Raw genomic sequence first — 5184 nt, 5'->3', positions numbered from 1 at the left:
TGAAAGAGATAGGTACACTTATTTACCTCAAAGTCCCCCTTTTTAAGGGGGATTTAGGGGGATAATTTTGTACCTTATGGGAAAGATATAGATACACTTATTTACCTCAAAGTCCCCCTTTTTAAGGGGGATTTAGGGGGATAATTTTGTACCTCATGGGAAAGATATAGATACACTTATTCACCTCAAAGTCCCCCTTTTTAAGGGGGATTTAGGGGGATAATTTTGTACCTTATGGGAAAGAGATAGGTACACTTATTCACCTCAAAGTCCCCCTTTTTAAGGGGGATTTAGGGGGATAATTTTGTACCTCATGGAAAATATATAGATACACTTATTTACCTCAAAGTCCCCCTTTTTAAGGGGGATTTAGGGGGATCATTTTGTACCTTATGGGAAAGAGAATTGCTATAACTTACCTCAATTTAAACTTTACCTGAAAAGGTCTTTGTAAATAAATATTAACAATAATTGACAAACTCCACCTCAGGTAACTTTTTGCATTAATATAGTATTATCGGAATATTAAAGGAAATCCACTCATGAACAAATCCGTTTGTACTACTGAAGCAGCCTCTCTCTTAGGTATTTCTTCTCGACGCTTGCGCCAACTCCTCAATGATGGTCGCGTCCGGGGTGCTTATAAAAGTGGGAAATTCTGGATTATTCCCCTGTTCAACAATTTGCCCCAAATCATAGAAAAGAAGCGTGGACCAAAGGGCAAATGGCGTACTACTCGTCCTCCTGCTCTGGCCAAAATCAATGTCAATCGCAATCGCATTGGCAGCAACAATCACAAAAGCCCCGAAGAGCGTCAGCCAGTGATTTCAGTAAAACGAAGCGGTGACAATCTTTACGGCAATCAAGTCGAAATCCTCGGTCCTTGTCGGATTGTTTATCAGCCAGATAAGCCATTGAGTTGTGGCGCTCGTCTGTGGATCGAAACCTTCAGTGATATCCATTTCATTGGTGGCAGTTTTCCCGCCACCGCCTAACGCTCACAACCAAAATAAAATCATAGCGTTTCTCGCAGTTATGAGGTACAGTCTTTTGTGACCTTGATTCCCTGTCTTGATGCAACGCATCGCTATTCCCGATTCTCTCTTCCCGATTCCCGATTCCCGATTCCCGATTCCCGATTGGTTCCCTTTGCTATACTGAACAGGAGCAAAAAGATACTTCCGACTAATCCCAGATGGGATGGAGAGATAAAAAACTCGCTATTAGAAAAAATAATTAAATTCACAGCAATCGATATCGGAATAGAAGTGGTCAGTAATCCTAGAGCAAATTCCGTATCAAATGTGGGGTGAGTAGGCCGATATTGCTCCTGGTCGAGCATATTAATCTGGGAAGCATACAACAACGGCCACAAACTCAATCCGCTTTGGGGTAAAACTACAGCTAGTAGCATTTCTGCTAATGTATCTGGTTTAAACAAAATCAGTACTGCTGCACTAAACCAGAATCCTGCTGCTGAGCGAACCAGTAAAATTAGTAAAATTTTCCGTAATTGTAAGGTTTTCGGCTTCAGAGAAATCCCTACAAAAAACAGAATCATCGGAGTAGTGCAAGCCGCTAACCGTTGCAGCGCCTGCAAAACTATTTCTGGGATAAGTGTATTACCTAGATTTAATGCTCCTATGGACAAACCCAGTAACAACGCTAAATTTGCTGGTTCTTGGATCAGAGTTAGTCCAATCGTTTTGAATTTGCTGAGATTGATTTGGGCAGTATCAACACTGCGTTGGTGTAGATACATCCCTAAAGCATAAAGACCGATTAGCACAAAACATTTATTACCGACATCCACCAACCCAGCTAGAGCTAGTCCTTGCTCACCTAAAAATTCCTGAGTAAACGGATAAACTGTTAAGCCAGGAGCTAAAGACGCAAACATCAATATCAACGAGCGGGCTTTGGCTTTTTCTTTGCTAGGAATCACCAAACCTGTTAATAACCATCCAATTCCTAACAAGAAGAAATTGATAGCAAGTCCGAATAGCGGTAGCGACAGTAAACCTTGACTGATATCAATTTTGATCGTGGATAGGAAGAGAGCAGCAGGAAGTAAGGCATTGATAATTAAGGTTTTAATGGCACCAACTGCTACAGGTTTTTGAAATTTTCCTTTCAGGGCATAACCAATAGCAATAAACAGCACCAGGGGGATGACTTTCTCAATAGCCAAAGCCCTTAACCTTTACTGGATTTAACAGTGTCTTGACCCAGCACTACCAATTCTCGATGCAAATCATCGTAAAATCCCTGACGAGCTCTTACTGCCATGGCCACGCCCTGCCATACTTGCCAAAGGGTTTGGGGAGAATTAGCGATCTGCTCAATCACATCTAAAATTTCCTCAGCATGGTCTTGATCACAGTCGCAGTGAACGGCAAAGAATTCTTGTCCTTTGGTGGAAATACCCAGTTTTTTCAGACCTGCTAAAATCAGTTGGTTTTCATAGGGTAGGATAGATTCTGTGAAAGCCAGTATCCCCAATCCAAAGGCAGCGGGGTATTGGAAGCAAGCAGTTGTGTAGAGTTGCAGGTAGCGTTGGGTTCCTGGTAATAATTCTTGTGATGACTTAGGTAGAGGTATCGACTGACCTGGTGCGATCGCGTAGCGTGACAGTAGGTCAATCGCTGAAAATTCTTCAAATAACTGCTGCCACATTTGAGGATGGGGTTTGCTATGACCAGATTTCCCCGATAATCCGTGTTCTTCATAGAGATTCTTTAATAAAGGGATTCGGGTTTGGGGTGTAGGTAGCTTAGAAGCAACAGCAGTCAGCCAATTGGGGAAACACCAACTAATCAGATAACGCTGCTTGAGCCAAGTTTCTAGATTACGACTGACGCCAGTTTCCCTGATTAAAGAGGATAATCGGGGATGATCAGCTACTAAGACTCCTAATTTTTGATCAGTAGTGGCTAACTCCTCTAGGTGAGTGTGCCTTAACGGTCGATTTTGGAAATTCAGCAACCAGGGATGCTGGAGTAGAGCATGATTTCGGGCATAATGGGGAATTTGCTGGGGAGATCCCAGGCTTTGGATGGTAGCGATGGAAAAGGTGTTGGGTGATTGGGCTTGGGTGGGTCTATCTAACTCCTGCGGGACCTGTAGAGTCCGCATATATTCTAGAAAGTCTTGCATGACCTAGTTTCACTAGTAGTAATAGTGTTTTTACTGTTTTCTACAATCAAAGCTTCGTCCCAACAGGAAGAAGTTAGTAGATCAAAGCAGTGGGAAGATTTCATGACGGTCAAGTCAAATCGACGGTTTTACTATTCCGATAACGCTCCGATAGATACTGATCAGCGGCGTTGCTGATTCTTGGAAAGAATGCGCAAACGTCTGATTTAGGTCAAGCCCCCTAAATCCCCCAACTTTGCGGTGCGACCCAAGGGCGATTTACTCGCCCATTGGAAAGCGCACCGGAAGGGACTTTCAAAGTCTTGTTCCCCCCAAAATTGGGGGGCTAGGGGGGCAAAACGATACCCAGCCCCCCTACCCATGGATTGTGTGCGTAAGTCCAGCAAATAAATGAATCATATGCACACTGGTTTACACCGATGACTTAAAAATGCAGCATTCTGTTTCCCCTGTTTGCCTTCTCCTTCTTATGGTTCCCCTTTTTGCTATTTACCTAGTCAATATCTCTTACGCACTTACGCAAAATTGCTTAGTAGCTTGTAGGGTGGGCAAAAACACTTTGGTGGTATGGAGTAGTCTAGATCATCATAATTTTGCCCACCACTGCCCACTTGTTCCTTACTTGCTGAAAAATCCGTTGCTGGTGGGCAGTGCTTACATTGACTATCGCTTGCGGATATGATCTTGCTGATGCACTGCCCACCCTACATCGGCTACATCGGCTAATTCATACCTTGCTGAAAAATCTGTTGCTGGTGGGCAGTGCATTCATTGACTATGGCTTGCGGATATGATCTGGCTGATGCACTGCCCACCCTACATCTGCTAATTCATACCTTGCAGAAAAATCCGTTGCTGGTGGGCAGTGCTTACTTTGACTATGGCTTGCGGATCTGACTAGCTGATGCACTGCCCACCCTACATCTGCTCTTCCCTTTTCCCTCTTCCCTCTTACCTGCTCCCTGCTCCCTGCTCCCTGCTCCCTAAAAACCAGAAATTTTTACCTCACAAGTCGTTGAATTGCTATAAATGTTTGTTATGGGGTTATTTGCGTCGCTATGTTTCCGATGGCGGTAACTACATTGATATATCAAAGGGCATCTCCAAAGGATGCCCTCTTTCTCCACTAATTGGAGCGTTATTCCTTAAACCACTGGATGACCGGATGGCTCGGCTTGGTTGTTTCTATGTAAGATACATGGACGATTGGGTTATTCTGGCACCGACCCGCTGGAAGTTACGCAAAGCAATCAAAGCCACTAACGCGGTGATGAATGAGTTAAAGGTTCTCAAACATCCCGAGAAGACCTTTATCGGTCGCATCGCCAGTGGCTTTGATTTTTTGGGATATTGGTTTTCGAGCTCGGGTTTAAGAATCGCTCGGAAGACCGTGGAACGGATGCTTGAAAATCTGACTCGGCTTTATGAGCGAGGTGCGCCCATTGAGCGCATTGAGGCATATTTTCAACGCTGGTGGCGATGGGTGAAAGGTGGGATATCTGCGCCTTGGCTGAGCGGATTTCTTTCTAGGGACACCCTTTGGTTATCGGAATGACTTTACCCCGTCGTTTTTGGTGAACCCGGGGGTTTGGTGAGCTCACAAAAGAGTTCTCAAACTCCGCTTTACATGGGGTTTATTCCTTGGGACGACGGGGCCAAATCGCACCACTTAAACGTGGGGTTTTCCAAAAGGCGCTTCATAATACCGGATGCCAATTCCAAGTACCGCTACGACTAACCCCCACGCCATCATATATTAGGATTATTCTTAACCCAAAGTCGGCGTTCCGTACGTGTTATTTTCACCATAACCATTCCCTGTACTTTTTCTACTCCTCAATATCCACTTCCGAAACCGTGACCACCAGTTCTTCATATCCCAGATTTATTATACCCATTAACAATTGATTAGTATAAGTTATATATCCTCCGAAAAATTCTCCCTTATATAACGATAAATCATCTAATGCCGGCCTGGTCCAATCCGACTGTGAAACCTCTTCTTGCCACACCCTTATAATCGTTGGA

At 44.1% G+C, this 5184-nt stretch carries 5 protein-coding genes; 2 read left to right on the top strand and 3 right to left on the bottom strand.

From position 1 onward, the window contains the following. Positions 1-542 precede the first annotated feature (542 nt). On the top strand, positions 543-995 hold the full coding sequence (locus F6J99_RS41775; protein WP_293122511.1) for a helix-turn-helix domain-containing protein: 453 nt from the start codon (positions 543-545) through the stop codon (positions 993-995). A gap of 92 nt (positions 996-1087) precedes the next feature. Here F6J99_RS41775 and F6J99_RS41770 read toward each other — a convergent pair whose 3' ends face one another. Beyond that, positions 1088-2191, bottom strand: a complete 1104-nt coding sequence (locus F6J99_RS41770) for an AEC family transporter (protein WP_293122508.1) — start codon at positions 2189-2191, stop codon at positions 1088-1090. Between the two features lie 5 nt (positions 2192-2196). Next, positions 2197-3156: an iron-containing redox enzyme family protein gene (locus F6J99_RS41765; protein WP_293122504.1), complete on the bottom strand. Its 960-nt coding sequence runs from the start codon at positions 3154-3156 to the stop codon at positions 2197-2199. Positions 3157-4060: 904 nt separating this feature from the next. Here F6J99_RS41765 and F6J99_RS41760 point away from each other — a divergent pair. Then, positions 4061-4711 carry a reverse transcriptase domain-containing protein gene (locus tag F6J99_RS41760; RefSeq protein WP_293122501.1) on the top strand — a complete coding sequence of 217 codons (651 nt, stop codon included), beginning with the start codon at positions 4061-4063 and terminating at the stop codon, positions 4709-4711. 274 nt (positions 4712-4985) lie between these two features. Here F6J99_RS41760 and F6J99_RS41755 read toward each other — a convergent pair. Then, positions 4986-5184, bottom strand: a 199-nt coding sequence (locus F6J99_RS41755; protein ID WP_293122498.1) for a hypothetical protein, incomplete at its 5' end; no start/stop codon positions are given.

Source organism: Moorena sp. SIO4G3, from assembly GCF_010692305.1.
GTDB lineage: Bacteria > Cyanobacteriota > Cyanobacteriia > Cyanobacteriales > Coleofasciculaceae > Moorena > Moorena producens_A.
This window is presented reverse-complemented; position numbering and strand designations above follow the sequence as displayed.